We start from the raw sequence: 24992 nt of genomic DNA on the forward strand, positions 1-24992 counted from the left end.
TGAAGGTATCGTCGATGTATATCGCAATGAACAGGTTTCAGGTCCTCCCCGAGAGCGAAGAGGCATTCCGCCAGCGCTGGCTCGATCGCGAGGTGCTGCTGACAACCGTACCCGGCTTCGTCTCTTTCTCGTTGCTGCGTGGCCCGGTAAAGGATGACCATATCCTGTGGTCCTCGCACACGATCTGGAAATCCCAGGACGCGTTCAAGGACTGGACCCAGTCAGAGCAGTTCCGTAAAGCCCATGCCGGTGCGGGCGGCAACAAGCCCCTGACACTCGGGCCGCCGGTATTCGAAGGCTTTGAGGTGGTCCAGCACATCGATAACTGAGACCTGCCCGAGCGTTTTGCGGTTTCCCTCAGAAGGAGGCCGCGAAACGGTCGCCGTCGCGCTTCCCACCCCCATTTGGGGCGCGCTTAGGCACCCGACCTGATGGGATGCTTCCGGGGCTCTGTATCAGAGCTTTGTGAGGATCAGGTCGAAGATACGTGCGACTGTTGCCCGTCGCACGGCATCCCGGTCTCCCGGAAAATGGGCGGTTTCGAGCACGGGATTGCTGATACCCCGCATCAGGCACAGACAGACGGTCCCAACTGGTTTGTCAGCCGTCCCACCGGAAGGTCCGGCGATACCAGTCACGGCCACCGAGACATTGGCATCCTCGGCGCAGCCCAGCGCGCCCACGGCCATTTCGGTGGCGGTGGCCTCGCTCACGGCACCATGACGCTCGAGCGTCGAGGCCGAGACACCCAGCGCCGTAATCTTCATGGCGTTGGAGTAGGTAACCAGCCCCCCCTCGATCACATCCGACGATCCCGCAAGCGCGGTGAGCGTGGCGGAAATCAGTCCGCCCGTGCAGCTCTCGGCGGTCACAAGTTTTTCCCCCCGGCGACGCAGCAGCGCAAGAACCTCGACGGCCTTGTGGGTCAGATCGGCGGCATTCGGCGCATTGTCAGCCATGGGCGCCAGTCTCCAATACGCGGTAAAGAGCCATGTTCTCCTCGACGCGCTGGATATAGGAGCGCGTTTCCTCATAGGGCAGGCTCTCGATCCAGTCGATCAGACCGTCCTGCGTCAGAGGCTGGGGCAAGGGCAGGCTGGCCAGCCATTGATCGGTGCGATGGGGCCCCGCATTATAGGCAGAGAGGACGAGTGGCACGACATTGCCAAAGCGCGCCAAAAGCTGCGCCAGATAGGTGCGTCCCAGGGTGAGGTTCGTCGCCGGGTCACGCAGACCGCTGGCGCTGGTATCCAGCCCGGCCAGACCGCCGCGCCGCGCGACGTCTCTGGCGGTTCCCGTTTGCAACTGCATCAGGCCGATTGCCTTCGCCGGGCTGACTACATGCGCGTCGAAACTGCTCTCCTGGCGCGCCACACCCAGAGCCAGACCACGGGGCAGGGCGTCGCCTTCTGCCTGTGCGGCATCGAGAACCGGCCAGCCCTCTGGATAAAGCGCCGAACCAAGACGCCCGGTGCGGCGGGCCGCGAAAACTGCAGGCTCATATGAGTCGATAGAAAGGGCAAACCGCGCGAGAGCCGCCTGACCTGCGGCATCCTGAACCTGGCTGTAACCGAGCATCAGGAACTCGCGCGCATGGTCGTCATCACCGCGATTGTGCAGGAGGCGCGCCGCTTCAACCAGATCGGCACGGGATACAGGGCCTGAAGCGAGGGCCGGTATGTTGTTGAGCGCCTGAGCCAGACCCGGAACATCGCCGCCTCCCGGCAATAGCGTATCATCACGGCCCGCCATGGCGGCCAGTGCGAGCTGACCGTAATAGGTTGTTGGCATCGCCGCAGCCTGACGGTACGCGCTGCCTGCCTGCGTCGTATCTCCCTCGGCGGCATAGGCGCGCCCGAGCCAGTAATAACCCCGGCTTTTCGTGATCAGGCTCGTCTGTCTCGACAGGGGGGTAAAGGCCTCGCGCGCCTGGGACGGGTTTTTGAGAAAGCGCAGGTCGATCCAGCCGCGCAGGAAGCGTGCTTCAAGACTGGCCGTGATCGGGGGGGCAAGGGTCGCATCATCTGCAAGACTGCGCGCCTGGGGGACGTTGCCCTGCATCAGAAACGCTCGGGCGAGCCCAAGGCGTTCGGTCGTCCAGTCGGCGGAAGGTGCGGCTTTCTGGGCGGCGAAACCCGTTGACTGCCAGAGGGCATAGGCACCGGCAAGATCGCTGGCGCGGCGCATCTGCCGAAGGCGCGCAAGAAGGACCTGTGGGTCGGATTGAAGAGAGGGGGGCAGCGAGACGAACTGCACCTCTGCATCAGCAGCGTTCGAGGCGAGAGCGATCAGTGCGCTCGCCAGCGCCTGCTTCTGGGGAGCGAGCAGGGGCACCTGACGAGTAGCGGCCGAGAATTGCCGCGTACGAAGCTGACGCTGGAAGCGCGCCCAGTGATCGTCCGGGGTGAGGGCCGCGCTGTATTCGGCAAGGATCAGGCTCGAATCCGTTTCCCTGTCGGCACCATTGCGCCAGATGCGCCTTGCCTGACTGGCTGCGTCCGGAAGAAGGGAGGCACAACGGATGAAGGCCTGGACGTTTGTGAGTGGCTCACGGGGGCAAAGCTTAGGCAGCTCGGCGTCACTGGCGCGTGTGGCAAGGGCTGCCTGGTAGCGGGCCACCATCGTACCCCGCTCGGGCCAGGCGGGAGTGATATCGAGAAAATCGGCATAGGCGCGTGCCGAAGGGGGCGTGCTCGCCTCCACAAGAGCCAGCCACATATCGAGCCTGCTCGCGACGTTGTCGAAGCGTGTCGGGACTGCCGGGGTCAGAGCGTCCTGCGCGGTATCGGCAGTGCCCAACGTCTCGCTTGAAGGCGCGGTGGCTTCTGGTTCCTGCGCGTGGGAAGAGCATCCGCCGAGAAGAAGAAAGGTGCCAGCGAGGAGAAGAGACTTAACCCGCAACATGATGGACCACCTCGATACTCCCCTTATAGATCAGCTCGCATGCCACGAAGGCGACGATCGCAAGACCCAACCACGCGATCCAGCGATAGCGCTCGAGCAATCGGGCCACCAGAGTGGCGGCCACCCCCATGAGCACGACCGAAAAGGCGAGACCAGTCACAAGCACGTAAGGATGCCCGAGTGACGCCCCCGCAACGGCGAGGACATTATCGAGGCTCATGGATAGATCCGCGAGGATGATCCGGAAGATTGCCTGGCCCAGCGTGCCGTTTTGGGTGCTGCCTTCCACCTCTTCCGGGTGACGCATCTCCTGATACATCTTCCAGCACACCCAGAGCAGCAGTAATCCGCCTGCAAGCGTCAGCCCGATCACGGCGAGAAGCTGTGACGCCACGAGCGCCAGAACGATGCGCATGAGCGCGGCACTCGCCACCCCGACGATAATCGCCTTTCGCCTCTGGGTTGCGGGCAGGCCGCGTACGACCATGCCGATGACCACCGCGTTGTCCCCGGCAAGGGTGATATCGATCATGACAACCTGGGCGAGCGCGATCAGGGCATGCCAGGTAAGATCAGGCGCCACATCATCCTCCAATACGACAGATACACGAAAGCCTAGAGAAAGCGCTCCCGGCGCGCAATTGAGTGGGATGACAAGGATGGTGTTCGCGGGCGCCGAGTTGCGGTAAGAGGGCGCAATCCGCGTCCCAGACATTCCAGGAGCCAAGCCATGGTGCCTCGCTACAGCCGCCCCGAAATGACCGCCATCTGGTCTCCCACCAATCGCTATCGCATCTGGTTCGAGATCGAGGCCTTGGCCTGTGAGGCCATGGCCGAGCTGGGAGACATGCCGAAAGAAGCCGCCGCAGTCATTCGCGAGCGTGGCGATGCCGCGATGGCCGCGTTCTCCGATGCAGATGTCGCGCGTATTGACGAGATTGAAGCCGTAACCCGTCATGATGTGATCGCGTTCCTCACATGGCTGGCCGAGAAGATCGGCCCCGAGAGCCGCTTCGTGCATCTCGGCATGACGTCGTCAGACGTGCTCGACACATGTTTTTCAGTGCAGCTCGTGCAGGCGACGGACCTCCTGCTGGAAGACATTGACGCGGTTCTGGCGGCATTGAAGAAGCAGGCTTTCGCGCATAAGAACACGGTCACGATCGGACGCTCGCATGCCATCCATGCCGAGCCCACGAGCTTCGGTCTCAAGATTGCCGGGCACTATGCCGAGTTCGCGCGCAACCGCGAGCGTCTTCTCGTGGCCCGTAAGGAAATCGCGATCTGTGCGATTTCAGGCGCGGTCGGCACCTATGCTCATATCGATCCGCGCGTTGAGGAATTCGTCGCTGCGCGCCTGGGTCTGGCTGCCGAAGACGTCTCTACCCAGGTCATCCCCCGTGACCGGCATGCCGCATTCTTCTGTGCGCTGGGTGTGATCGCCAGCGGTATCGAGCGTCTGGCTGTTGAAGTGCGTCATCTGCAGCGTTCGGAAGTGCGCGAGGCAGAGGAATTCTTCCATCCGGGCCAGAAGGGCAGCTCGGCCATGCCGCACAAGCGCAACCCGGTGCTCTCCGAGAATCTGACAGGTCTGGCGCGTCTGGTGCGTTCGCATGTCGTCCCGGCACTCGAAAACGTTGCGTTGTGGCATGAGCGCGATATCAGCCACTCCTCCGTTGAGCGCAATATCGGGCCCGATGCGACGGTGGGGCTCGATTTTGCCCTGATGCGTCTGGCTGGGATGATGGACAAGCTCGTTGTTTATCCGGAGCGCATGATGGCCAATCTCGAATCGCTGGGTGGCGTGGTCCATTCCGGCGAGGTTCTCCTGGCTCTGGCGCGTTCAGGCATTTCGCGCGAGGACGCTTATCGTATCGTCCAGCGCAATGCGATGGAGACCTGGACCAAGCTGGGCGAGCCAGATGGCCGTAGCTTCCGGGAGAATCTGGAGCAGGACCCGGAGGTAGCGGGGCGTGTGGATGCCAAGGTGCTGGATGAGGCGATGGACAGCACACGACATCTTGTTGCGGTAGACCGCATTTATGACAAGATTTTTGGTTAACTTCCCACATTGTGTGTTGACCTTGTGGGGGCATAGTGTGGAAGTAACGTGTTTGTAATCTCAAGCACGTTCACCTGGATCAGGACGAAAGCTCACCAATGGCTTCCACAACGCGCCCGCGAGGGCAGGCACTCACCAATTTTATCGCCGTGATCGCGGCGACCGGTGGTCTTCTTTTCGGTTATGACACCGGCATCATCTCGGCGGCGCTTCTCCAGCTGACTCCCCAGTTCCAGCTGACAACGGAGAGCGCCGAGGTGGTGACCTCTGCCGTGATTCTCGGCGCCCTGATCGGGTGCATCAGCGCCGCGCCGCTTTCCGATCGTCTGGGGCGCCGCCGCACCATTATTGCCGCTGCGACCTTGTTCCTGATCGGTACCGTGATCGTGACATTCGCGCATTCGGTGGCCGTCCTGACCTTTGCCCGTCTGATCCTCGGCCTCGCCATCGGCGCGTCGTCTCAGATCGTGCCGATCTATATCGCCGAGATCGCCCCTCCGGAGCGTCGCGGCTCGCTCGTGGTGGCATTTCAGTTTGCCATCGCTTTCGGCCAGCTGATCTCGTTCATCACCGGCTATGTGCTGCAGGATTACTCCTGGCGTCTGATGTTCGGTCTGGGCGTGATCCCGGCCGTTATCCTGTTTGTCGGCATGTTGTTCCTACCCAACAGCCCGCGTTGGCTAGCCATGCAGGGCGAATTCGAACGTGCGCGTCAGGTTCTGCGCAGCGTACGCCGTACAGATGCCGAAGCCGATCGCGAGTTGCAGGAAATCCAGGACCAGCATGACGAGAAGGCACCGCTCTCCGAGGTGTTCAAGCCCTGGGTCCGCCCAGCGACGATTGCTGCGGTTGGCATCGCCCTTCTTTGCCAGCTCACGGGCATCAATGCCGTGATGTATTACGCCCCGACCATCTTCGCGGATGCCGGATTCGGCCAGTCTTCCGCGCTACTGACCTCGGTTGCGGTAGGCGTTTCGATGGTGGGTACGGTGGCTTTCGGCGGCTGGGCTGTCGATGCTTGGGGGCGTCGTACGCTGATGCTGCGCCTGATCCCGGGTGCGGTTGTCTCGCTCATCCTGCTCGGCTTCATGTTCTTTACCGGTCAGACGCATGGCTGGGGCGCATTCGTGACCGCTGCCGCCGTTGTCGGCTATGTTGTGTTCAACGTGGGCAGTCTTTCGGTGGCCATCTGGCTCGTAGGCGCAGAAGTGTTCCCGCTTTCCTGCCGCGGCACGGGCATGAGCCTTGTTGCTGCCAGCCATTGGGGTGCTGATCTGATCATCTCGCTCACCACGCTCAGCATGGTGAAGGCGCTTGGTGCAGGCGGCACGTTCTGGCTATTTGCCGCTGTGAACGCTGTCTCCTTCTTCTTTGTGCTGCGCTATGTGCCCGAAACGCGCGGTCGTTCGCTTGAGGAGCTCGAAGCCTCACTGCGCAATGGTACCTTTGCTCCGGTCGCGCATGAGAAGGCTGCTGCTGCCGAGTAAGCGCGGGCGCCACGCCCTGTCGTAACGACAGGGACGATCATGGGTATGAACGGCGTTGCTCCGCTGCTATATGCGGGACAACGCCGTTCACCGTTTTTGAAAGATCGTCATGGCACGCCGTCGTCAGCTCTATGAAGGAAAAGCCAAGATCCTGTTCGAGGGGCCCGAGCCCGGTACACTCGTGCAGTATTTCAAGGATGACGCCTCCGCCGGGAACGGCGTGAAGAAGGGCATCATCACCGGCAAGGGCGTGCTGAACAATCGTATCAGCGAGCATTTGATGCTCCGCCTGCATGAAATCGGCATTCCGACACATTTCGTCCGCCGCCTCAACATGCGTGAGCAGCTGATCCGCGAAGTCGAGATCATCCCTCTCGAGGTGGTGGTCCGCAATGTCGCTGCGGGCTCGATCGCCAAGCGTCTCGGCCTTGCGGAAGGGACGCGTCTGCCCCGCTCCATTCTCGAATACTACTACAAGAACGATGCGCTGAACGACCCCATGGTGTCGGAAGAGCATGTCACGGCATTCGGCTGGGCCAATGCCCAGGATCTCGATGAGATCAATGCCTACGCTTTGCGCACCAATGATTTTCTCACCGGCATGTTCCAGGGGATCGGCATCCAGCTGGTTGATTTCAAGCTGGAATTCGGTCGCCTGTGGGAAAATGACGAGATGCGTATCGTTCTCGCCGATGAAATCTCTCCCGATAATTGCCGCCTGTGGGATACCAAGACGAGCGAGAAGCTCGACAAGGATCGTTTCCGCCGGGATATGGGGCGTGTCGAGGAAGCGTATCAGGAAGTCGCTCGTCGCCTTGGAATTCTGCCTGAGGCAGGCAATGGCGATCTCAAAGGACCGGAGGTCATGCAATGAAAATTCGCGTCAATGTCATGCTGAAGGAAGGCGTGCTCGATCCCCAGGGCAAGGCTATCGGTCATGCCCTCGAGGTGCTGGGCTTTGCCAATGTCGGTGAAGTGCGCGTGGGCAAGACCATGGAGCTCGAGATCGCGACTGATGACCGCGAAAAGGCTCTCGCCCAGGGTGAGGCCATGGCGCGCGAATTGCTCGCCAATCTCGTGATCGAGGATTTTGCCGTAGAGGTCGTTGGATGACCCGCAAGCTGGCTCTTCTGGCGGTGGTCGCTCTTGCGCTGCCCGCGGGCGGTCTGGCCGGTACGGCTCAGGCCGATGAGCATCGCCTTTCTTCCATGCAGGCGGGTCGCTTCGGCGCCATCTGTTCCAAGCCGCAGGGCAAGGCTGTGTGCGATGCCTATATCGCCGGCATGGCTGATTCAGGAGCGCTGTCTGCCCTTAACGCTAAAAGCGCTGGCGATAGCGCGACTGTTGTCGGTTTCTGCGTGCCGGATGCGGAAACGACCGACGCCATGCGTGGCAAGGTCCTGTCCTGGCTGAAGAGCCATCAGGATGTGCTGAAATATCCGGTTGGCAAATCCGTGTTTGCTGCGCTGCACGAGGCCTACCCGTGTTCGGGCCAGGGAGGAAAGCCATGAAGGCCGGTATCGTCGTTTTCCCCGGCACGAACCGTGAGCGCGACATGGAGCAGGCGCTTCGCCTCGTGAGCGGCAAGGCGCCCACCATGCTCTGGCATCGTGACACCAGCCTGCCTGACCTGGATCTGATCGTCCTGCCGGGTGGCTTCAGCTTCGGCGATTATCTGCGTTCGGGCGCCATGGGCGCGCACTCGCCCATCCTGCGCGAGGTTCGTGCCTTCGCCGAAAGGGGCGGATATGTGCTGGGCGTGTGCAACGGGTTCCAGATCCTGACCGAGGCGCAGCTCCTCCCCGGTGCGCTGTTGCGCAACGCCGGGATGCGCTTTCTCTCGCAGGACGGGTTCCTGCGTGTCGAGACGCAGGACACGGCCTTCACGCGCGACTGGGCGAAGGGCGATGTGTTCCGTGCGCCTCTCGCTCATGGCGATGGCAACTATACGGCTTCCGAAGCCGAACTCGACCGCCTCGAAGGCGAGGACCGCGTGGCCTTCCGCTATGTCTGTGCCCAAGGTACGCTTGATGCCGCCAATCGCGTGAGCAATCCCAATGGCAGCCAGCGCTCGATCGCAGGCATCCTGAGCGCCAATAAGCGCGTCTGCGGTCTGATGCCCCATCCTGAAAACCTGGTCGATCCCGATCTTGGCGCGACAGATGGCGTGCCGCTGTTCTCGGGTCTGGTGAAGAGTCTCGTCGCATGAGCATGATCGTCAACGCTGAACTCGCCGCCCGCTTCGGTCTCTCCGCTGAGGAATACCAGAAGGTTCTCGACATCATGGGCCGCGTGCCGAGCCTGACAGAACTCGGCATCTTCTCGGTCATGTGGTCCGAGCATTGCTCGTATAAATCCTCACGCGTGCATCTCAAGACCCTGCCGACAACGGCTCCCTGGGTGATCCATGGCCCGGGCGAAAATGCCGGTGTGGTCGATATCGGCGACGGGCTCGCCGCCGTCTTCAAGATGGAAAGCCATAATCATCCGTCCTTCATCGAGCCCTATCAGGGTGCGGCGACAGGTGTGGGGGGCATCCTTCGCGATGTCTTCACCATGGGTGCGCGCCCCGTCGCCAATCTGAACGCGCTGCGCTTCGGCGATCCGTCTCTTCCGGTGACGCAGCGTGTGATCGATGGCGTCGTGCGCGGGATCGGGGGCTATGGCAACTGCGTGGGCGTGCCCACGGTCGGTGGTGAGATCAACTTCCATCCCGCCTATAACGGGAACCCGCTCGTCAACGCCATGACGGTGGGTATCGCCCGTCAGGATCGCATTTTCCTCTCGGCCGCTGCCGGGATCGGCAATCCGGTGGTCTATGTCGGCTCCAAGACCGGGCGTGACGGCATCCATGGTGCCACCATGTCGTCTGCGGAATTCGATGAACATGCGGCCTCGAAGCGCCCGACGGTGCAGGTGGGCGACCCGTTCACCGAAAAGCTGCTGATCGAGGCATGCCTCGAACTGATGGCGACCGACGCGATTGTGGCCATCCAGGACATGGGAGCGGCTGGTCTGACGTCCTCTGCCGTAGAAATGGCAGGCAAGGGCGGGGTGGGTATCGAGCTCGACCTGGACAAAGTGCCGCAGCGCGAAACCGGCATGACGGCCTATGAGATGATGCTGTCCGAGAGCCAGGAGCGTATGCTCATGGTGCTCAAGCCCGAACGCACCGACGTGGCCCGTGCCATTTTCGAGAAGTGGGACCTCGATTTCGCGATCGTGGGCGTGCTGACCGACACGGCGCATATCACGGTCAAGCATCTCGGCAAGACCGAAGCCGATATCCCGCTGGCGCCGCTCGCTGACGAGGCTCCTCTCTATCACCGCCCGATGACCCATGCAGAAAAGCCGGGTCGTCTGGGTACGGTGGCCGATCCCGCGGGTGTCGAACATGCCCTGCTGACCCTGCTGGCCTGCCCGGATCTCGCCTCGCGCGCCTGGGTCTGGAACCAGTACGACAGCGGTGTGGGCGGCCAGACCGCACGCCGGCCTGGCGCAGCTGACGCCGCCATCGTGCGCGTTGAGGGCACGAAGCGCGGTCTTGCCATGACCACGGATTGTACCCCGCGCTATTGTCAGGCCGATCCTCATGCAGGTGGCGCTCAGGCGGTCGCGGAAGCATGGCGCAATATCACAGCAACAGGCGCCCTGCCTCTGGCCGTGACGGATAACCTGAATTTCGGTAATCCCGAGAAGCCAGAAATCATGGGTCAGTTTGCCGATGCCATCAAGGGCATGGGCGAAGCCTGCCGTGCGCTCGACTTCCCGGTCGTGAGCGGCAATGTCTCGCTCTACAACCAGACGAGCCATCCGAGCGGTCTGTCGCAGCCGATCCTGCCGACCCCCGCCATCGGCGCGATCGGTGTGATCGACGATGTGAGCAAGGCCATCGGTCTTGGCATGCCCGAGCACTGCGAGCTTGTGCTGATCGGTGAAATCCGCGGCGAACTCGGTCAGTCGCTCTGGTTGCGCGAGATCTGCCACCGCGAGGATGGCGCCCCGCCGGTCATCGATCTTAACGCCGAGCGCCGTAACGGCGACTTCGTGCGCAAGATGATCGGGGAAGGGCGCGTCGAGGCGTGTCACGACATCGCCGATGGGGGTTTGCTGGTCGCGGTCGCCGAGATGGTCATGGCCAGTGGCGTTGGGTGCCATCTTGACAAGCCGCATTATGGCACAAGCCTGCACGCCTTCTACTTCGGTGAGGACCAGGCCTGTTACGTGATTGCCACCAAGCACGCTGCGACCCTGATCGATGCAGCGGAGAAGGCCCATGTTCCTGTGCGCCATCTGGGTCGTACAGGGGGTGATGCTCTGGTTCTGACCGATGGTATGTCGCTCTCGGCCGAGCGTATGCGCAAGGTCAATGCCGAGTTCTTCCCCAAGCTGATGGAGCGCTGACCCATGCCAATGAGTGCCGAGGAAATCGAGCGTACGATCAAGGCTGCCCTGCCTGACGCCAAGATCGAGATCCACGATCTCGCCGGGGACGGGGATCATTATGCTGCCACCGTGACCAGCTCCGCTTTTGCGGGGCTGCCACGAGTGCGCCAGCACAAGCTGGTTTATGACGCCTTTGGAGGGCGTATGGGCACGGAGCTGCATGCGCTGGCCCTGAAGACCCAGACACCCTGAGGCGCTGATTACGCCCGAATATTAACCCCCTGACAATAGAGACCGGTTGGGTCTATAATCTCGAGACGATAGACCCAGCGCGTTTTGCGCACAGGAGAGACCCCATGGCTGAAGCCGTTTTCCAGCATATCCAGCAGCTGATCGATTCCAACCCCGTCATGCTTTTCATGAAGGGTGACAAGCTGTTCCCGCAATGCGGATTCTCGGCACGTGTTGTGCAGATCCTCGGCCATATGGGCGTGGATTTTGAGACTGCCAATGTTCTGGCCAGCGCCGAAATGCGTCAGGGCATCAAGGATTTCTCGCAGTGGCCGACGGTTCCCCAACTCTATGTCAAGGGCGAGTTCATCGGTGGCTGTGACATCGTGACGGACATGTTCCAGAGCGGCGAACTGGAGTCTCTTTTCGAAGAGAAGAACATCGCCAAGAAGGTGGCGTGATCTTGCCTTGATTAGGCCATAAATTCTGCGTTCTGCCATGGTTTTGGCCCAAACTGTGGCAGAATTGCAACGCGCTCCGGTGGAGTGAAAATTATCTCCAAACGCCCCTTGTTGCTCCTTATTTCTCCCGCATAACCTGTCCCCAGGTCATTCAAAGGGAAGTAAAAATGCGGCGTCTTTCGGTTCTCAAGCTTGCCACTTCAGTCATCGCCGCAGGAGCCGCCTTTGCTTCGCACGGTGCAAGTGCAAGAGAGATCACCGACTGGGAAGCTTCGAAGCTGACGCTCGATGCCCTGACCGCCACCCCGGTTTATCACCGCCCCGCCGTTTCCCATTCTCATCATGGTGCAACCGTTCATCAGGTCGCCTCTCATCGCAGCGTCGGTCAGTCGCGCAGTGCCCTGGTTCACACGGTCGTCTATCATGCCAAGGCTCCGGCGAGTGCCAAGGGCCATCACGCCCGCCGCCACGGCTGATCTCCCTCTCCCTGATATGACGGTTGGAGACGCTTCCCGCAGCGCCTGACGTCTCCATACCCGTTCAAGTCGCGCACGCGTGCTTTGAAGCTGGTGTGAGGCGTTGCCCCCAAAGAGCGGAGCCTCGCGGGGTAGAAGGTGCCGATATCTGAGTGAGCGGACATCTCGTGACGTTCCTACCCAGTCACGATCGAGCACTCTTCCCCGTTTTGCAACGATCAATGCGTCGAAAACGCCCGGTGCGTGGCCCCATGGTCTGTGGCCTCAGCCGATGAACCTAGCCGTCCGGTCAGAGCAGGGACAATACCACGCCTCGCGTTTAGATTTCCGGTGGAATGGTGCGTTCCCAGCTTTCCTTAGAACGCGCGCAGGATGTCCTCGCGCCATTCCAGTTTTCCCCACTCGTCACGCATGATCAGATCGATCCGCACAGCCTCTCTGTGCCATTCAGGTCGGGTCTGGATCAGGTAATCAGCAGCCTGGAGAACCCGACGCTGTTGCGCAGGGGCCAGTGCGAAAGCAGCTTCCGTAAGGGATCTGCGTTGCTTGACCTCGACAAAGATCAGCGTGGTGGGAGAGGCGGCCACCACGTCGATCTCCCCAAGGGGCGTCCGGCAGCGCCTGGCCATAATGCTGAAGCCATGCTGCGCGATGAGCGCACAAGCATGACTTTCCGCTTCCTTACCCGCCGCATGAGCGGCACTTCCGCGCATATGGCGGGTAGACGTCACAGCTTTGAGTTCAAAAGCCGTGCGGCTTCCACAGCGAAATAGGTGAGGATCCCGTTGCATCCGGCCCGTCGGAACGCCAGCAGGCTCTCTAGAATGGCACGGTCGCGGTCGAGCCAGCCATTCTGGATGGCCGCCATCATCATCGCGTATTCGCCTGAGACCTGGTAAGCGAATGTCGGCACCGCGAAATTGTCACGGACGCGCCTGATGATATCGAGATAGGGCATCCCCGGCTTGACCATCACCATGTCAGCGCCTTCCTGCAGGTCCTGCGCAACCTCACGTAGGGCTTCGTCGCTATTGGCCGGGTCCATCTGATAGGTCTTCTTGTCGCCTTTCAGGAGCCCTCCGGAGCCGAGCGCATCCCTGAACGGCCCATAAAAAGCAGAGGCATATTTCGCCGCGTAGGACATGATGCGCACATGTTCATGGCCAGCCTTGTCCAGCGCCTTACGGATCGCCCCGATACGTCCGTCCATCATGTCTGACGGGGCTATAATGTCGATCCCGGCGGCGGCCTGGTTGAGCGCCTGCAACGCCAGTATTTCCACCGACGCATCATTGACCACGTACCCGTTCTCGATGAGTCCGTCATGGCCGTGATCGGTGTAGGGGTCTAGGGCGACGTCTCCTACCAGACCAAGGTCGGGGAAGAGACGTTTGATCTCCCGTGCCGCCCGACACATCAGATTGTCCGGATTTGTGGCCTCGCGACCTGTGGCATCGCGAATATCGGTGGGGGTGATCGGGAAAAGGGCAATCGCGGGAATGCCCAATCCCACAGCTTCGCTCAGATGCGCCTCGAGCAGATCGACGCTGACGCGCGCGACGCCGGGCATGGAAGCCACCTCACTGCGCTGGTTCTGGCCGTCGCAGACGAAGATTGGCCAGATCAGGTTGTCGGTGGTCAGCGTGGTCTCGGCCACCAGGCGACGCGTGAAGCCGTCAAAACGGTTGCGACGCGGCCTCGTGGTTGGGAAAGCCCCGGTGATCATCATCACATCTCCTTCGAGGTGAGTTTGCTCTTCTTGATCCCATAGGCGGCGTAGACGAACAGCCCCGCGCCCAGCCAGAGAACCAGCCGCAGCCAGGTCAGTCCGTCAAGGGACAGCATGACGGCTGCGCAGCTCAGGATTCCGCAGATCGGCATCAACAGCCCGCCTGGCGCCTTGAAGATGCGCGGCCGCTCCGGTTCGCGCACACGCAGGATGAGCACGCCCACACAGACCAGTACGAAGGCAAGGAGCGTTCCGATTGACGTCATGTTGCCGAGCACGGAAATCGGAACGAGCCCCGCAAGCAAACATGTCACCACCAAGAAGATGAGGTGAGAGACAGCAGGCGCACGGGTACGCGGGCTGAGTCTGCCAAAAATGGCGGGAAGAAGCCCATCATGGGACATGGCGTAGAATACGCGCACCTGTCCCATGAGAAGCCCCATCAGTACGGAAATATAGCCGAACAGGATGCTGAATTTCAGCGCGCCCTGAAGCCAGAAGAGATGGGTTACGTCAATGGCGGTTGCGACCGGACTGCCGTCATTTTCCATCTGGCGATAATCGACCACGCCGGTCAGAACCAGAGCGAAGGCGATGTAGATGATCGTGCAGATGGCGAGACTGCCCAGAATGCCCACCGGCATTGTGCGACCCGGATTGCGGGCTTCCTGCGCCGTCGTGGCGATGATGTCGAAGCCGAGATAGGCGAAAAAGATCATGCCTGCTGCGCGCATGATGCCGGAGACGCCGAAATGTCCGAACTCGCCGGTATTGGGCGGGATGAACGGGGTGTAATGGGCGCTCTGGATATAGGGTGTGCAGAAGACGATGAACGCGCCAACCACTGCGAGCTTGAGCACGACCACCACCGCATTGATACGCGTCGATTCCGTAATACCGCGCAGCAGCAAAAGCACGATGACCACCAGCGCCGCCATGGCAGGAAGATTGATCCATCCATGGGCCGAGCTGCCATCGGGCAGGGTGACCATGGTCATCGGCGAGGCCATCCAGCGCGGATCGGGGTGGAGGTTCCACTGGCCCAGTATGGAAGCCAGATAACTCGACCAACTCGAGGCTACCGCCGCAGCACCCACGGTATATTCGAGCACAAGATCCCAGCCGATGATCCAGGCGACCAGTTCACCAAGTGTTGCGTAGGCATAGGAATAGGCCGAACCGGCTGTCGGAATCATGCTGGCCAGTTCGGCATAGCAGAATGCCGCAAAGCCGCAGGCGATGGCCGCTACGATGAACGCGAGAATGACGGCAGGTCCTGCATTATGGGCTGCCGCGATACCCGTCAGCGAGAAAAGTCCCGCGCCCACGGTTGTTCCGACCCCGAGAGCGATCAGGGAAAACGGCCCGATAACACGATGAAGCCCGTGTTCAGCATGTTCGTCAGGGGCAACATCGATCGGTTTACGCCGCCAAAGGGCAGCGAGGGGCTGGGCCATTCAGTCTTCCTCTAAAACGTCTCGCCCGCGCTAAACGGGTTGGCGGCGGGGGGAAATCTGGGATATTGCCGTTCGTGATACGCCATTTTGTGCGTCTGTGCGCCCCCTCTGGGAGAGAAAAGAATGAGCCCTCGCGAGAACATGTCCGCCCAGCACGACTTCTTTCACCGTGGCCTCAATGAAGCCGACCCTGAGGTGGCCGCCATTCTGAACGCCGAACTCGTGCGCCAGCAGGACGGGATCGAGCTGATCGCGTCTGAAAACATCACGTCCTTTGCCGTCCTCGAGGCCCAGGGCTCGGTTCTGACCAACAAATATGCCGAAGGCCTTCCCGGCAAGCGCTATTACGGCGGCTGTGTGGATGTGGACCGCGTCGAGAATCTGGCCATCGAGCGCATCAAAGCGCTGTTCGGTGTCGAATTCGCCAATGTGCAACCCCATTCCGGTGCAAATGCCAATCAGGCAGCCTTCATGGCCCTTGGCAAGCCGGGGGATACCGTGCTGGGCATGAGCCTTGCTGCCGGTGGTCACCTGACCCATGGCGCTGCGCCGAACTACTCGGGCAAGTGGTTCAATGCCGTGCAATATGGTGTGCGCGCTGAGGATGGGACGCTCGACTACGAGGAAATGGAGCGTCTCGCGCGCGAGTACAAGCCGACCATCATCGTCGCCGGTGGTTCTGCCTACCCGCGCCATATCGATTTCGCACGCTTCCGTCGCATCGCCGATGAGGTTGGCGCTTACCTCATGGTTGACATGGCGCATTTCGCAGGCTTGGTCGCAGCCGGTCTCTTCCCGAGCCCAGTCCCTCACGCCCATATCGTGACCAGCACCACGCACAAGACCCTGCGCGGGCCGCGCGGTGGTATCGTTCTGACCAATGATGCCGAAATCGCCAAGAAGGTGAACTCAGCCGTGTTCCCCGGTCTGCAGGGCGGTCCGCTGATGCACGTCATCGCGGGCAAGGCTGTCGCCTTTGGCGAAGCCCAGGGCGAGAAGTTCAAGGCCTATCAGGGGGCTGTCGCGGAGAATGCCCGCGTTCTGGCTGAGGAGCTCGTCGCCCGTGGTTTCGACATCGTCACCGGGGGAACCGATTGCCATCTGGTACTGGTTGATCTGCGTCCGAAAAAGGTGACGGGGAAGATCGCCGAAGCCGCCCTGGAACGTGCCGGCATCACGGCCAACAAGAACGCCATCCCCTTTGATCCGGAGAAGCCTTTCGTCACGTCCGGCATCCGTCTGGGCAGCCCGGCCGCCACATCGCGCGGTTTCGGGGTGGAGGAATTCCGTGTCATTGCCCGCATGATCGATGAAGTGCTCAGCGCCTATGGCACGTCGGAGCAGGATGCGGTCGAACAGCGCGTCCATGACGAAGTGAAGGCGCTGTGCCGCCGCTTCCCGATCTATGACGTCGCTTACCCCAGGGCCTGACCGCCTCCCTGCGGGCAATGTTCCGCAGGTTTGACCTCCAGCCTTTGCCTCTCTTCAGTCGGGTGGGGCCGGGTTCTCCCTCCCGTAGGGAGAACCCCAGGGTGATATGTTTTGGTCGATGGGTGTGTCGCTGGAACCCGATCACTCAGATGAGTCTGGCGAGCCTCACCGCAAGCTGTCCGCGCCTGACGCATAGATTGGGCATGATCAGGACGCAGTGATCATAGGGTGTGCAGATCTCGTCGTCGCCATCTGTCGCGATGAGTGTGCCTGCCTTCTCGATCACGCTTCCGCCCTGAAAAGCCTCGGTGAAGGCGAAGCTGGCGCTGCGCGCCACGACATTATCCGTCACCATGGCCTGGTGCGCGGCGGCGGCATTCTCCGTGTCTTTCGCGCCGAAATGGAGGAACCCGGCATTATCGACGAAGTGACGAATGACGCGTTTGCTGATCTCGACCGTCTCCGCGCGCCAATGCTGCCCGGCTTCGAGCAACACGCTGCGCGCGCCGCCCGTCTGGGTCACGAAGCGGTTGTGCTCGATCAGCCTGGCGCCACCGACATGGCCCAGATCCGTGAGGGTCAGGAACGGTGTGTCGGATTGGGAGGAGAGAAGTCCTGCCAGCGTGACTGAACGGGCGGTCTGGGGGGAAATGAAGAGAGGCGCTGACTCCCAGAGCATGGAATGCAAGTCAAGCAGCAGATCGCTGCGTTCTATGATTGGCAGCAATTCGATGGCGCGCTCCATCTCGACCGAGCCGGGCGCGTGAGAGAGGCGGTCGTGGGACCAGACCCGGTTCAGATCCTCCGCGATGAAACGTGAGGCTGTAGGATTTTGAGGGGTGAATCGGTCAAACGCATCTATATTGGCAAAGACGACACGCAAGACGCCGCATAACGGGCGTATGTCCTCGCGTAGCAGCGCATCGGCGGCTGCTGCTCCGGCAAATTCATTGCCATGGATGAGTGAGACGACCGTGATTTCAGGCCCCGCCCGTCCGCTATCGCGCTCGATCACGCCGGGAATACCATTATTGCCCGTCCGCCACTCAGTCAGATCTGGCGGTGTGATGAGTACAGGGAAATCAGGGAGGCGGCGCGGAAGGGTCAGATTGGGCAGGAGCCGCTGACGCCTGCGGCGCACGGGATGATGGTCGCGCGGGGAGGCGCCGCAACTCATGACGCCGCGCAAACGCGGCGGACCAGGCGTTCGATCATGGCATCGCAGCGATCGAGCTGATCGCGGGCGATCCATTCATCGGGTTTGTGGGCCTGGGCAATATCACCGGGACCGCAGACGATTGTGGGCAGTCCTGCCTGCTGATAGATCCCGGCCTCGGTCCCATAGGACACATATCCGGCAGAATTGCGCCCGGTAATCTGCTGCATCAGCGAAACGAGCGGTGCGTCCGGAGCAAGATCCAGCGGTGGCAGATCGACCAGAGGCGTGTAATCAATCCCGCATTCCGGGCTCAACGCGCGCAGAGCGGCGTCGATGGGGGAAAGACGGTGCCGCAGACGCGCCAGGATCGCTTCGTTATCATCCCCGGGCACGGCACGCCACTCCACCTCGAAAGTGGCGTGCTCCGGGACGATATTGAGTATGCTGCCTCCTTTGGCCAAGCCAACTTGCATGGTGGTGTGGCTGGGCTCAAAGCCCGCCACATGAGGGCCGTCGCGCTCGAACCCTTCCGCCATTTCTGCAATTTCGGCAATCGCCCGGCCCATGGCATGCAGGGCATTGGCTCCCAAAGCAGGCTGTGAGGAATGCGCAGGGCGCCCGCGTACATCGACGCGGATAGTGAAGCGCCCTTTATGAGCGATGATCGGTGAGATGAGCGTAGGTTCGCCCACGATGCAGAGATCCGGCATCAGATCACGCGCCGATACATCCTCGATCAGATGGCGCGCCCCATTGCAGGTGATTTCCTCATCGAAGGTGAAGAACAGATGCACCGGCTTGACCAGGGGCAGGGCTGAGAGGGTGGGTACTGCCGCAAGCATCGCCGCGACAAAGCCCTTCATGTCCGCTGAGCCGCGCGCGAAGAGTTTGCCGTCCTGCTCGCTCAGCGTGAAGGGATCTCGGCTCCAGTCCTGTCCATCCACCGGCACGCAATCGACATGCCCCGAGAGAGCCAGACCACCGCGCCCGACCGGGCCGAGAATCGCATGGAGATTCCACTTTCCGTCTTCTGGTCCATGGCTTCGTGTGTGGGGCACCGCATGGGCGTCCAGCCAGGATTCGATCCACTCGATGATTGGCGCCGTCGCGTTGCGGCTCGTCGTATCGAATGAGACGAGCTTTTCCAGAATCGCAACGGTATCCATGGGACGGGCCTTGGGCGGGGTCATGACAGGGAGTTTAGACCCCGCATGGGAGAAACCTCAAGGCCGCGTGAGTCAGGAAACGATGCTTATGCGGTAGCCGATCTCTTTCTCGATGGCGCGCAGCAGCAGACGATCATCGCGCGTGCAGAAGGCGAGCGCCGCGCCGCGCTTGCCCGCGCGCGCCGTGCGGCCGATCCGGTGCACGTAAGTCTCGGCCTTTTCGGGCAGGTCATAATTTACGACCAGAGCGACGTCGTCGATATCAAGGCCGCGCGCCGCAACGTCTGTGGTCAGCAAAATACGGGCTTGCCCGCTGCGCAGCGCCTCGACTGCTTTCTGACGCGCCGTCTGCGCCAGGTCGCCATGCAATACGGCTACTGAAAGCCCAGCCTTGCGCAGATGCTTGCCGGTCTGATCGACTGAGGCCCTGGTGCGCAGAAACACGATCTGACGCCCCTCGGTCTCACTGCACAGGCGTGTCAGGGTCGCGAGCTTCTCCTCGGCTTCGACGAACATGGCGCGCTGCTTGATGCGACGCGGCGTGACCGTCTGCCCCGCAAATTCGAGTGTCACGGGCTTGTAGAGCAGTTTGTTTGCCAGAGCGCGCCCCTGTGCAGGCAGGGTTGCCGAGCACAGCATGGCCTGACGTCTTGCTGGAAGATGCGGGATGATCTCGTCCATAGCGATGAGGAAATCCTCATCGAGCATCTGATCGACTTCATCCACTATCAGAAGGGTGGTGGCATCAAGGCGGCATGCGCCGCTCATCAGTAGATCTATAAGGCGTCCTGGCGTCGCAACCGCAATATCCACCCCCTCGGCCAATGCCTCCACCTGCGCGTCTTTCGGCAGGCCGCCGCAGAGCAGTCTCGTCCGGAAGGGGAGGCGACGTCCGATCTGGCGGCAGACGCCTGCGATCTGGGTGACGAGCTCGCGTGTCGGGGCCAGCACCAGAACACGGGGCGCTGCGGGCTGGCGCTCCTGACCCTCCCTCAGGAGATGGTCGAAAATGGGCGCGGCATAGGCCGCTGTCTTGCCCGAGCCTGTCTGGGCAATGAGCAGGACGTCGCGCCCAGCCAGCAATTCGGGCCAGACACGGTTCTGAACATCGTTCGGCTTCTCGATGCCAATCTGCTTGAGGCCGGCAGTGATGAGCGGATCGAAGGGAGGGGTTTCGGGCGAAGGGACATCGGTCATGGGTGCTTCTTGCCAAAGTTCCGCCGTTGAAGGAATTGTTCAGTTATGAGTGTTGCAATCATAGCTGAAGATTTTGCGGGAATGCGTGCCCAGGCGAGTGGTCTGGTCGAGCGCGTGGGGATGAGCTGGCATTTCCACCCGGTGCAGATGCAAGGGGTCTGGAAGCGCCTCCCCACGCGTTTCTGTCCCCGCCCGTTGCGCGCCACCCTGCCCATAGAGCTGCCCACGGATACGAGACTTCTGGTCAGCGTAGGAGGTACCGGGGGGGCAGTGGCCGCCGCTGTGAGAAAGCGCAGCGGCCTTCCCCTTGTGCAGATCCAGAACCCGCGCATGGCGGCGCGCCATTTCGACCTGATCATCGCCAATGTTCATGATCGCATCGCCGGGCGTAATATTCTTTCGATCCGTACCGCGCTTCACGGGGTCACCCGACAGAAGCTCGACGGCGCGCGGGCAGCCTGGCAGGCGCGGCTGCGCAGTCCGGACAAGGCGCTGCTCTCGGTACTGATTGGGGGTGCCAATGGCCGCTACTCCTTTGGCAAGGCGCAAGCTGAGGCGTTGGCCGGTGATCTGATTCAGATCATGCGTACGTCCCCTGTGTCGATTGCATTGACGCCCTCCCGGCGCACCGACCCTGAGGCTCTGGCTCTGCTGCGCGAGAAACTCGCCGCTCATCCGGCATGGATCTGGGATGGACAGGGAGAGAACCCCTATCACGGCCTTCTCGCCTGCGCTGACGTGATCGCCGTGACCACAGATAGTGTGTCGATGATCTCCGAGGCCGCTGCGACCGAGGCACCGGTGCTGGTCATCGGCTTGCCGGGGCGCTCGCGACGGATAGCGGATTTTGTGCAGACTCTTGCGGAGGCTGGACGGGTACGGCCGTTTCGGGGCGAATGGGCACCCTGGGCAGTAACGCCGCTTGACGATACCGACAGAGGGGCAGAAGAGGTAAGTCGGCGTTTCGCTGTTTGACTTGAGAGCAGGCGCCGCAACGAAGAAACGGGTACAGGACGACCATGCTCGATATCATCACCTTCGACGCTCAGGGCGGCGGAAACATCCTCTACAAGGCTCTTGCCCACCCGCTGGCGAGTGAGGCTCTGGAGAGGCTGGAAACGATACTGACAGCAGAGGGCGCTTTTGCCGTGTATGATCCCGGCAATACCCTTTATACGCTGGTCGCTCTTTATCCCGGCTTCAAACCCACCGCTGGCGTCTATACGCATGATAGCGAAAAGGTCGGGCAGGATGACGGGTTTGGCGGTGTCCGCCTCGCCCTGACAGATCTGGACAAAAGCCCGGCCAGATCCGTGCTCGCTTTGTCATTCGAACATGAGAAGATGCTGTCGCGCCTCGCCCGCGTCACGCATTCTGACCAGCAGATCTTTTCGCTCGAACCGGCCAGATTGCCGGACATGATGCTGAGCAATCCGCGCCATTATCTCGACAAGCTCAATTTCGCGACGAACTTCGCCTTTTTTCGTGACGATGAGCGGTTTAGCACGCGGCTCGTCACCGCCAATTACTGGTGCAATTACGATGCCACCGATGTTCGCTACTGGTTGCGCCTCTATGACGCGCAGGGCGCCATTCTCGCCGAGTGGGAGCATGAAGCGCCGAATGGCCCGGCGGGTATCGTCGTGGATAGCGCGGAGATCAGGGCCCGTTTCGATCTGCCGGAGTTCTGCGGACAGCTTTTCGTCCATGTCCTTGGCGCCCGGGGGCATGACGTCGTCAAATACGCGCTCGATACCTACGGCAAGAATGGTGAAGCGAGCCTCTCGGTCACGCATGATGCCAATGCCTGGCCGTCGCCCCGTTTTGCCACGCTGCCAGCGCCGCGCCCGGATGAGAAGCTCATACTGTGGATTCAGAATAGCCACGCCGCACCAATTCCCGCTGGAGCCATTACGCTCAACCAGATGGGGGAGGAACAGGCTTTCGCCGTACCAGTTGAGGTAGGACCGTTCGCCACCTATGCGCTCGATGTCGGTGCGCTGGTCAAGAATGTGGTATGGCCGGCACAGCTCGAACTACGCTCAGGCAATCATATCGTGCGTCCACGCTACGAGATCACTCAGGGCCCACTCACCCGTATTGCCCATCTCAATGTCGAGCGTCGCGATCTGAGCCCGGAACCCTCGCTCCGAAATCTTCCAGATTCCATGGGGCGCGGTTTTGTGCTGCCGTTCCCCATTCTTGACCCAGCGATTTTCACGAGCGTGGTGCAGCCCAATCCGATGTCGGAAAAAATCACGAGCCTGCCTCTGCGGCTTGATATCTTCGATGAGGCAGGAACACTTCTGACCCAAAAGTTTCTGGGTAATCTGCCGCGTAATCATGAGACGGCCATCGCACTGCACGAGTTGACGGATCAGGCGGGACACGCCGATCTCGTCTATGATTTCCGCGATGGCGGGGAGGGGGATGGCTGGCTCCACGCCATGATGCGCTACGAGAACCGCGAGAATGGCCACGCTGCGGAAACCAGTTTCGGCGGGCATATTTTCAATACCCTCATGACTTGGCGCTCCGAGCCTCAATCCTACTCCGGTCCACCTCCGGGACTCACCACACGTCTGTTTCTGAAGCTCGGTCAGGAAGGGCATGAAAGCTTCTCCTGCCTGATCCACCCAGCTTCCGTGGAGGGTACGGCCCCGTCAGAGACGATCCTGCATCTCTATTCCAATTCCGGCGTAGAGCTGGAGCGGCGGCGGATAAGCATCAATCCTTCGGGCTCTTACATGGTCTGGCCCCATGAGATCTTTGGCGCCGAGAAACTGGCTGAGGCGGGCATTGGGGGTTATGTCCTGATCCGGGACATGAGCTGTCGTTTGTTCGGCTATCATGGCCAGAGAAACAAGGTGGGCGGCTTCTCGCTCGACCACATGTTCGGATTCTGAGCAGAAAATTTCGTTTTCCATCTTGCCGCGTTTCTCGCCCTTTGGTAGAGACGCGGCACCGCAGGATGGGTGCGTAGCTCAGCGGTAGAGCACTGCCTTCACACGGCAGGGGTCACAGGTTCAATCCCTGTCGCACCCACCATCCTCCCTCGCAGAAAACCGCCTTTTTTTCAGGATTAACCACTCTGGGCCTGCGTCCGTTTAGGTTCATTCGGGTACGTTCTGGGCCGAGTCGTATCGTGTCAAGCTGTGCCAGATCCGTGCCACTTTTTGCGAGTCGTTTCCTCTTGTACTGACCCGCCAGATCGTGCGATTCTGCGAGGGCTGATACGGCGCGTCATCTTGCGTCGGGGCCGTCATCTTGGCCGTTATCGGCAATGCTGCGGGATCACGGGGAAGGACTCCCTATCAGGGTTTCTGCACGGTGATTCGATCGCACCACCCGCAGCACTGGTTCCTTGTCGTCTAACCGGTAGGACAGCGGATTTTGATTCCGCCAATCTTGGTTCGAGCCCAAGCGAGGAAGCCAGATATCATCGGATTATATCCAATCAATGCCGCTTGTACTTAACTGTGGGATTGTGCGATTCTGCAGGCGCTGCGGCGGCGTGGATGGACACGCGGGAGAGGGCTCTCCCTAAGCGAGATCATGCGGCTCACCAGCCCAGAGCAAGCATGTCAGACGGTTAAGGATCGGAAAGGCTCCGAGACGCCAGCAAGGGTTATGCCTCGGCCCCGTCAGCGACAGCCGGTATCAAGCCCGGCCCGCAGCGATCATCGTGGTGGTGATAGGCAGGGGCGGCTTTCGGGCCGCCCTTTGCTTGTGCGGGCGGTTTTAATTGACTCCTGCCCAAGTTCTCGTTCTGTTCTCACTCATGACAGACCTGACCCCGGCCACCGAAGAAGATGTGCATTTCGTGATCCTCATGGCGCTCAAGCTTGACGAGAGCGGAAGGCATCGGAAGCTAAATGCCAAGATGAGCAGCTTAGAGATCGATGGACTTGCCCAGAGGATCACAGCCCATCTGCGCCGGTCGAATATGTGGCCGCATCGGGGGCCAGGAGCGCCCGCCCATCAGGCGCCGGATTACTCGGTGGCCTGGCGGAAGCCGGAGGAACTACCCCTGCATCACGAACCAGACGGCGAACGATAGCGGCAGCGCGATCACGCTGACGCCAATCACTTCTGACATGCCCGCACCTGATCCCGCAGCCCGATATAGTCGCCGATCCAGCGCACCGTTTCCGGTTTCGGACTGGCCTTGATCTCAGCGGCAAGCGCTGCCTGATCGGCCTTGCTGTAGCTCACAAGGGTAGGGCAGGGCACGTACTGCACCGACGAGCAGGCGGAGAGCCCGAGCAGGGCCCAGAGAGCAAGCCACCTCATGCAGTGCCGTCCCCGAGCCGCTGCAACACGGCATCTTCCGTTGCTGGCTTGTCGGCCTGAGCCTGAGCCATGGATTGGGCCTTGAGCGTCGTCGCATCGGCAGAGGTCTTCGCCGCCTCGGACGTGCTGACAGACGCCGCATTCTTCCCCGCCCGGTTGGCGTACCAGATCAGGGCGCCGAGAGCCGCAACGATGAACGCCACGGCCCCGGCAATGAGGTTAGCCGTCACGCGGTCTGTGCTGCCGCGCTGCTCGTGCCCTTGAAGGCGGCAATGAGCCTCTTGATATCGGTGTCGAGCTTGTCGGCATCGTCCTCGATCGCGCTGATCGCATCGAGAATGGCCGACAGATCCTTGTTGGAGTTCTCGAGCGACGGGATGATCAGATCGCCAACCTCGCCGATGATGGCGGCTGCCGCCGTCAGCTTGGCCGTAGTGGCGGTGCTGACGGAACTGCCAGCCGCATCGGTGATCAGCTTGACGAGCTTGGTGACGAGCGTGTTCGCGCTGGTGGTCATGGTCTTTTCCTTCTGGATGATGAGGACTGATCCCGG

Annotated in this window: 27 protein-coding genes and 1 tRNA gene; 16 read left to right on the forward strand and 12 right to left on the reverse strand. The window is 61.2% G+C overall.

Features of this window, described 5'->3' with window-relative positions; genetic code table 11:
- Positions 1-14: 14 nt before the first annotated feature.
- Positions 15-329, forward strand: coding sequence for an antibiotic biosynthesis monooxygenase (locus WFJ47_RS13265; protein ID WP_127101959.1), 315 nt, complete (start codon positions 15-17; stop codon positions 327-329).
- A gap of 126 nt (positions 330-455) precedes the next feature.
- Here WFJ47_RS13265 and WFJ47_RS13270 read toward each other — a convergent pair whose 3' ends face one another.
- The 3 genes from WFJ47_RS13270 to WFJ47_RS13280 are packed head-to-tail and all read right to left on the reverse strand — an operon-like array spanning position 456 to position 3487.
- Positions 456-959, reverse strand: coding sequence for a CinA family protein (locus WFJ47_RS13270; RefSeq protein ID WP_336763613.1), 504 nt, complete (start codon positions 957-959; stop codon positions 456-458).
- Positions 952-2904 carry a lytic transglycosylase domain-containing protein gene (locus tag WFJ47_RS13275; protein ID WP_336763615.1) on the reverse strand — a complete coding sequence of 651 codons (1953 nt, stop codon included), beginning with the start codon at positions 2902-2904 and terminating at the stop codon, positions 952-954. The genes WFJ47_RS13270 and WFJ47_RS13275 overlap by 8 nt, the downstream gene beginning before the upstream one ends.
- Positions 2891-3487, reverse strand: coding sequence for a TerC family protein (locus tag WFJ47_RS13280; protein ID WP_408868661.1), 597 nt, complete (start codon positions 3485-3487; stop codon positions 2891-2893). Before WFJ47_RS13280 ends, WFJ47_RS13275 begins: the two co-directional genes overlap by 14 nt.
- Positions 3488-3634: 147 nt before the next feature.
- Here WFJ47_RS13280 and purB point away from each other — a divergent pair, with 147 nt between their 5' ends.
- The 10 genes from purB to WFJ47_RS13330 all read left to right on the forward strand — a co-directional run bounded on the left by purB (position 3635) and on the right by WFJ47_RS13330 (position 12007).
- Positions 3635-4966, forward strand: coding sequence for an adenylosuccinate lyase (purB, locus tag WFJ47_RS13285; RefSeq protein WP_336763619.1), 1332 nt, complete (start codon positions 3635-3637; stop codon positions 4964-4966).
- Positions 4967-5064: 98 nt separating this feature from the next.
- Positions 5065-6453, forward strand: coding sequence for a sugar porter family MFS transporter (locus tag WFJ47_RS13290; protein ID WP_336763621.1), 1389 nt, complete (start codon positions 5065-5067; stop codon positions 6451-6453).
- Between the two features lie 109 nt (positions 6454-6562).
- Positions 6563-7327 carry a phosphoribosylaminoimidazolesuccinocarboxamide synthase gene (gene purC, locus WFJ47_RS13295; protein WP_025886165.1) on the forward strand — a complete coding sequence of 255 codons (765 nt, stop codon included), beginning with the start codon at positions 6563-6565 and terminating at the stop codon, positions 7325-7327.
- Positions 7324-7566: a phosphoribosylformylglycinamidine synthase subunit PurS gene (purS, locus tag WFJ47_RS13300; RefSeq protein ID WP_127101953.1), complete on the forward strand. Its 243-nt coding sequence runs from the start codon at positions 7324-7326 to the stop codon at positions 7564-7566. The genes purC and purS overlap by 4 nt, the downstream gene beginning before the upstream one ends.
- Positions 7563-7964 carry a Rap1a/Tai family immunity protein gene (locus tag WFJ47_RS13305; RefSeq protein WP_336763623.1) on the forward strand — a complete coding sequence of 134 codons (402 nt, stop codon included), beginning with the start codon at positions 7563-7565 and terminating at the stop codon, positions 7962-7964. The genes purS and WFJ47_RS13305 overlap by 4 nt, the downstream gene beginning before the upstream one ends.
- Positions 7961-8662 carry a phosphoribosylformylglycinamidine synthase subunit PurQ gene (gene purQ / locus WFJ47_RS13310; protein ID WP_336763625.1) on the forward strand — a complete coding sequence of 234 codons (702 nt, stop codon included), beginning with the start codon at positions 7961-7963 and terminating at the stop codon, positions 8660-8662. The genes WFJ47_RS13305 and purQ overlap by 4 nt, the downstream gene beginning before the upstream one ends.
- Entirely contained in the window at positions 8659-10857 is a 2199-nt protein-coding gene (gene purL, locus WFJ47_RS13315; RefSeq protein ID WP_336763627.1) for a phosphoribosylformylglycinamidine synthase subunit PurL, read from the forward strand. The genes purQ and purL overlap by 4 nt, the downstream gene beginning before the upstream one ends.
- 3 nt (positions 10858-10860) lie before the next feature.
- Complete coding sequence (locus tag WFJ47_RS13320) at positions 10861-11091, forward strand: BolA family protein (protein ID WP_264815482.1); 231 nt, start codon at positions 10861-10863, stop codon at positions 11089-11091.
- A 104-nt stretch (positions 11092-11195) separates the two neighbouring features.
- Positions 11196-11531, forward strand: a complete 336-nt coding sequence (gene grxD / locus WFJ47_RS13325) for a Grx4 family monothiol glutaredoxin (protein WP_127101948.1) — start codon at positions 11196-11198, stop codon at positions 11529-11531.
- Between the two features lie 167 nt (positions 11532-11698).
- Positions 11699-12007: a hypothetical protein gene (locus tag WFJ47_RS13330; protein WP_127101947.1), complete on the forward strand. Its 309-nt coding sequence runs from the start codon at positions 11699-11701 to the stop codon at positions 12005-12007.
- A gap of 356 nt (positions 12008-12363) precedes the next feature.
- On the opposite strand, the gene WFJ47_RS13335 is transcribed toward WFJ47_RS13330, so the two are convergent.
- Genes WFJ47_RS13335 through WFJ47_RS13345 form a run of 3 tightly spaced genes read right to left on the reverse strand, consistent with a single transcriptional unit; the run spans position 12364 to position 15193 of the window.
- On the reverse strand, positions 12364-12738 hold the full coding sequence (locus WFJ47_RS13335; protein WP_336763632.1) for a YraN family protein: 375 nt from the start codon (positions 12736-12738) through the stop codon (positions 12364-12366).
- Positions 12735-13733 (reverse strand): porphobilinogen synthase, encoded by a 999-nt coding sequence (hemB, locus tag WFJ47_RS13340; protein ID WP_336763654.1) that lies wholly within the window; start codon positions 13731-13733, stop codon positions 12735-12737. The genes WFJ47_RS13335 and hemB overlap by 4 nt, the downstream gene beginning before the upstream one ends.
- Positions 13734-13735: 2 nt before the next feature.
- On the reverse strand, positions 13736-15193 hold the full coding sequence (locus WFJ47_RS13345) for an amino acid permease (protein ID WP_336763634.1): 1458 nt from the start codon (positions 15191-15193) through the stop codon (positions 13736-13738).
- A 123-nt stretch (positions 15194-15316) separates the two neighbouring features.
- Between WFJ47_RS13345 and glyA the strand changes: the two genes are divergently transcribed.
- Positions 15317-16624 (forward strand): serine hydroxymethyltransferase, encoded by a 1308-nt coding sequence (glyA, locus tag WFJ47_RS13350; RefSeq protein WP_408868660.1) that lies wholly within the window; start codon positions 15317-15319, stop codon positions 16622-16624.
- Positions 16625-16769: 145 nt separating this feature from the next.
- On the opposite strand, the gene WFJ47_RS13355 is transcribed toward glyA, so the two are convergent.
- The 3 genes from WFJ47_RS13355 to WFJ47_RS13365 all read right to left on the reverse strand — a co-directional run bounded on the left by WFJ47_RS13355 (position 16770) and on the right by WFJ47_RS13365 (position 20146).
- Positions 16770-17801, reverse strand: coding sequence for a succinylglutamate desuccinylase/aspartoacylase family protein (locus WFJ47_RS13355; protein WP_336763636.1), 1032 nt, complete (start codon positions 17799-17801; stop codon positions 16770-16772).
- The gene (argE, locus tag WFJ47_RS13360) at positions 17798-18949 is read right to left on the reverse strand and encodes an acetylornithine deacetylase (RefSeq protein WP_336763638.1); all 1152 of its coding nucleotides are present in this window, start codon (positions 18947-18949) and stop codon (positions 17798-17800) included. Before argE ends, WFJ47_RS13355 begins: the two co-directional genes overlap by 4 nt.
- A 72-nt stretch (positions 18950-19021) precedes the next feature.
- Entirely contained in the window at positions 19022-20146 is a 1125-nt protein-coding gene (locus WFJ47_RS13365) for a DEAD/DEAH box helicase (protein WP_127101942.1), read from the reverse strand.
- A gap of 45 nt (positions 20147-20191) precedes the next feature.
- Here WFJ47_RS13365 and WFJ47_RS13370 point away from each other — a divergent pair, with 45 nt between their 5' ends.
- The 4 genes from WFJ47_RS13370 to WFJ47_RS13385 all read left to right on the forward strand — a co-directional run bounded on the left by WFJ47_RS13370 (position 20192) and on the right by WFJ47_RS13385 (position 24206).
- On the forward strand, positions 20192-21121 hold the full coding sequence (locus tag WFJ47_RS13370) for a mitochondrial fission ELM1 family protein (protein WP_336763639.1): 930 nt from the start codon (positions 20192-20194) through the stop codon (positions 21119-21121).
- 44 nt (positions 21122-21165) lie between these two features.
- A complete protein-coding gene (locus tag WFJ47_RS13375) occupies positions 21166-23052 on the forward strand; it encodes a hypothetical protein (RefSeq protein ID WP_336763641.1) in 1887 nt (628 codons plus the stop codon).
- A 67-nt stretch (positions 23053-23119) separates the two neighbouring features.
- Positions 23120-23194: transfer RNA gene (locus WFJ47_RS13380), tRNA-Val, on the forward strand.
- A gap of 697 nt (positions 23195-23891) precedes the next feature.
- Positions 23892-24206 (forward strand): hypothetical protein, encoded by a 315-nt coding sequence (locus tag WFJ47_RS13385; protein WP_336763643.1) that lies wholly within the window; start codon positions 23892-23894, stop codon positions 24204-24206.
- Positions 24207-24232: 26 nt separating this feature from the next.
- Here WFJ47_RS13385 and WFJ47_RS13390 read toward each other — a convergent pair whose 3' ends face one another.
- From WFJ47_RS13390 to WFJ47_RS13400, 3 genes are all read right to left on the reverse strand, one after another.
- Complete coding sequence (locus tag WFJ47_RS13390; RefSeq protein WP_336763645.1) at positions 24233-24439, reverse strand: hypothetical protein; 207 nt, start codon at positions 24437-24439, stop codon at positions 24233-24235.
- Positions 24436-24669 carry a hypothetical protein gene (locus WFJ47_RS13395; RefSeq protein ID WP_336763647.1) on the reverse strand — a complete coding sequence of 78 codons (234 nt, stop codon included), beginning with the start codon at positions 24667-24669 and terminating at the stop codon, positions 24436-24438. Before WFJ47_RS13395 ends, WFJ47_RS13390 begins: the two co-directional genes overlap by 4 nt.
- The coding region (locus WFJ47_RS13400) for a hypothetical protein (protein ID WP_336763649.1) at positions 24666-24992 on the reverse strand (327 nt) is incomplete at its 5' end. The genes WFJ47_RS13395 and WFJ47_RS13400, both read right to left, overlap by 4 nt.

This window comes from Asaia sp. VD9 (genome assembly GCF_037150015.1).
In the GTDB taxonomy this organism is placed as follows: Bacteria; Pseudomonadota; Alphaproteobacteria; order Acetobacterales; family Acetobacteraceae; genus Asaia.

Coding starts and splice junctions, on each gene's coding strand:
- WFJ47_RS13265 (WP_127101959.1), top strand. CDS start 15: ATGTATATCGCAATGAACAGGTTTCAGGTCCTCCCCGAGAGCGAAGAG.
- WFJ47_RS13270 (WP_336763613.1), bottom strand. CDS start 959: ATGGCTGACAATGCGCCGAATGCCGCCGATCTGACCCACAAGGCCGTC.
- WFJ47_RS13275 (WP_336763615.1), bottom strand. CDS start 2,904: ATGTTGCGGGTTAAGTCTCTTCTCCTCGCTGGCACCTTTCTTCTTCTC.
- purB (WP_336763619.1), top strand. CDS start 3,635: ATGGTGCCTCGCTACAGCCGCCCCGAAATGACCGCCATCTGGTCTCCC.
- WFJ47_RS13290 (WP_336763621.1), top strand. CDS start 5,065: ATGGCTTCCACAACGCGCCCGCGAGGGCAGGCACTCACCAATTTTATC.
- purC (WP_025886165.1), top strand. CDS start 6,563: ATGGCACGCCGTCGTCAGCTCTATGAAGGAAAAGCCAAGATCCTGTTC.
- purS (WP_127101953.1), top strand. CDS start 7,324: ATGAAAATTCGCGTCAATGTCATGCTGAAGGAAGGCGTGCTCGATCCC.
- WFJ47_RS13305 (WP_336763623.1), top strand. CDS start 7,563: ATGACCCGCAAGCTGGCTCTTCTGGCGGTGGTCGCTCTTGCGCTGCCC.
- purQ (WP_336763625.1), top strand. CDS start 7,961: ATGAAGGCCGGTATCGTCGTTTTCCCCGGCACGAACCGTGAGCGCGAC.
- purL (WP_336763627.1), top strand. CDS start 8,659: ATGAGCATGATCGTCAACGCTGAACTCGCCGCCCGCTTCGGTCTCTCC.
- WFJ47_RS13320 (WP_264815482.1), top strand. CDS start 10,861: ATGCCAATGAGTGCCGAGGAAATCGAGCGTACGATCAAGGCTGCCCTG.
- grxD (WP_127101948.1), top strand. CDS start 11,196: ATGGCTGAAGCCGTTTTCCAGCATATCCAGCAGCTGATCGATTCCAAC.
- WFJ47_RS13330 (WP_127101947.1), top strand. CDS start 11,699: ATGCGGCGTCTTTCGGTTCTCAAGCTTGCCACTTCAGTCATCGCCGCA.
- hemB (WP_336763654.1), bottom strand. CDS start 13,733: ATGATCACCGGGGCTTTCCCAACCACGAGGCCGCGTCGCAACCGTTTT.
- WFJ47_RS13345 (WP_336763634.1), bottom strand. CDS start 15,193: ATGGCCCAGCCCCTCGCTGCCCTTTGGCGGCGTAAACCGATCGATGTT.
- glyA (WP_408868660.1), top strand. CDS start 15,317: ATGAGCCCTCGCGAGAACATGTCCGCCCAGCACGACTTCTTTCACCGT.
- WFJ47_RS13355 (WP_336763636.1), bottom strand. CDS start 17,801: ATGAGTTGCGGCGCCTCCCCGCGCGACCATCATCCCGTGCGCCGCAGG.
- argE (WP_336763638.1), bottom strand. CDS start 18,949: ATGGATACCGTTGCGATTCTGGAAAAGCTCGTCTCATTCGATACGACG.
- WFJ47_RS13365 (WP_127101942.1), bottom strand. CDS start 20,146: ATGACCGATGTCCCTTCGCCCGAAACCCCTCCCTTCGATCCGCTCATC.
- WFJ47_RS13370 (WP_336763639.1), top strand. CDS start 20,192: ATGAGTGTTGCAATCATAGCTGAAGATTTTGCGGGAATGCGTGCCCAG.
- WFJ47_RS13375 (WP_336763641.1), top strand. CDS start 21,166: ATGCTCGATATCATCACCTTCGACGCTCAGGGCGGCGGAAACATCCTC.
- WFJ47_RS13390 (WP_336763645.1), bottom strand. CDS start 24,439: ATGAGGTGGCTTGCTCTCTGGGCCCTGCTCGGGCTCTCCGCCTGCTCG.